Source organism: Cupriavidus sp. BIS7 (assembly GCF_000292345.1).
Classification (GTDB): domain Bacteria; phylum Pseudomonadota; class Gammaproteobacteria; order Burkholderiales; family Burkholderiaceae; genus Cupriavidus.
In genome coordinates, this window is sequence record NZ_ALOU01000123.1 from 1 (window position 1) to 1,469 (window position 1,469).

Annotated in this window: 1 protein-coding gene; it reads right to left on the reverse strand. The window is 62.9% G+C overall.

The window, feature by feature from the left end; genetic code table 11:
- Window positions 1–286: 286 nt before the first annotated feature.
- Window positions 287–1,309 carry an IS110 family transposase gene (locus B552_RS0126810; protein WP_019452146.1) on the reverse strand — a complete coding sequence of 341 codons (1,023 nt, stop codon included), beginning with the start codon at window positions 1,307–1,309 and terminating at the stop codon, window positions 287–289.
- Window positions 1,310–1,469 lie beyond the last annotated feature (160 nt).

Sequence of the window (1,469 nt, forward strand, 5' to 3'; positions counted from 1 at the left end):
CTCCCCTTATATGAACACCGCCCCGGATGCAAAGGTTCGAAGCTTGAGTCTTGTGGGAGTCGTAGGAATCGGCTGCGGTCTTATATACGGCCTCGTGCGGAACTGACCGCGGGCCTCAATGGAAGCAGCTGGGAACGTCCTCATCTCTCCCGCGGGCTCTGGGCCCAAGGGGAGTGTCAGGTTTGGGTTCCCACGGTCCGACCTAGTTCGCCATTTGACTCATTCCTAGCCTATGCAGCCGTGAAGGATATATAAGGGATCGAGCCAGCGGCCGGGGCCGAGCAGTTCAGGCCGGTCGCTGGCTCACATAGTTGGGATCGTATTGGCGACCATGGGCAAGCAGCGCCCAGGCCGCTCGGGCCATCTTGTTGGCCAGTGCCACGACGACCACATTCGTCGGTCGTCGCGCCAGCAAAGCCTCGGCCCAGGCCGGCCGGTGCCTCGATCGCGTCAGGACAACGCGCGCGCCATGGATCAGCAGTCGTCGCAGATAGGAATCCCCACGTTTGCTGATATGGCCCAGGTGCACGCTGCCGCCCGTGCCGGATTGGGTGGGAACCAGACCCAGGCTAGCCGCGAAGGCTCGGCCTGAGCGGAAGGCCTGGGCCGCGCCCATGGTGGCCACCAGGGCCGTGGCGGTAATGGCGCCGATGCCGGGAATTGCCTCGACGGTCTGCGCTGCAGGCTCGGACTGCAGCCACGCCGTGATGTCGCGCTCAATCAGCTGGATCTGTTCATCGAGTTGGCGCAACGCCATCAGTTGCCGCTCGATGGCGCGCAACAGCGTGGGCGGTACGCCCTGCTCGATCTCGGCCCGGCGGGTCCGTAGCTCGGCGAGCAAAGCCTTGCGCCCCTTGGCGAAGTACAGGCCGTACTCGCCCAGCAATCCGCGCAACTGATTGCATTCCCGGGTGCGCGTCTGCACCAGACCTTCACGAATCCGGTGGAGTGACAACAAGGCTTGCTGCTCTTCGCTCTTGACAGCTACCACCGGCATGCCGGGTTGTTGGGCCGCGGTCCAGATCGCGCGCGCATCGGCCGCATCGGTCTTGTTGGTACGCACGAACGCGCGCACGTAGCGCGGGTGAATCAGGACGGGCTCATGGCCCAAACTCCGGATCTTGCGTGCCCACCAGTGTGCGCCGCCACAGGCCTCAAGCGCCACCTTCCCTGCCGGGCAATTGGACAGGAACTCAATCAGCTCCCGGCGTTGGAAGCGACGGTTGTGAATTTCCCCGCTGGATGGGTCTACCCAGTACATCTGGAACACTGACTTTGCAATGTCCAGCCCATATGTCATAGCATTCATTTGGGCTCTCCTCGACCTCAAGTGATAGTCGCACTTTCACTTTGGCACATCGATGCCGTCGGTCAAGCGAGAGCCCCTTTGTCATTTCCGGCGCTCTGAGGCGTGGCTTGGCGGTAGGGAGTGGGCGGTGTTCATTCCATCTCTCCCGCCGTGCGGGAGA

Excerpts from the sequence above, each read along its gene's own strand:
- B552_RS0126810 (WP_019452146.1), bottom strand. The coding sequence starts at position 1,309 with ATGAATGCTATGACATATGGGCTGGACATTGCAAAGTCAGTGTTCCAG.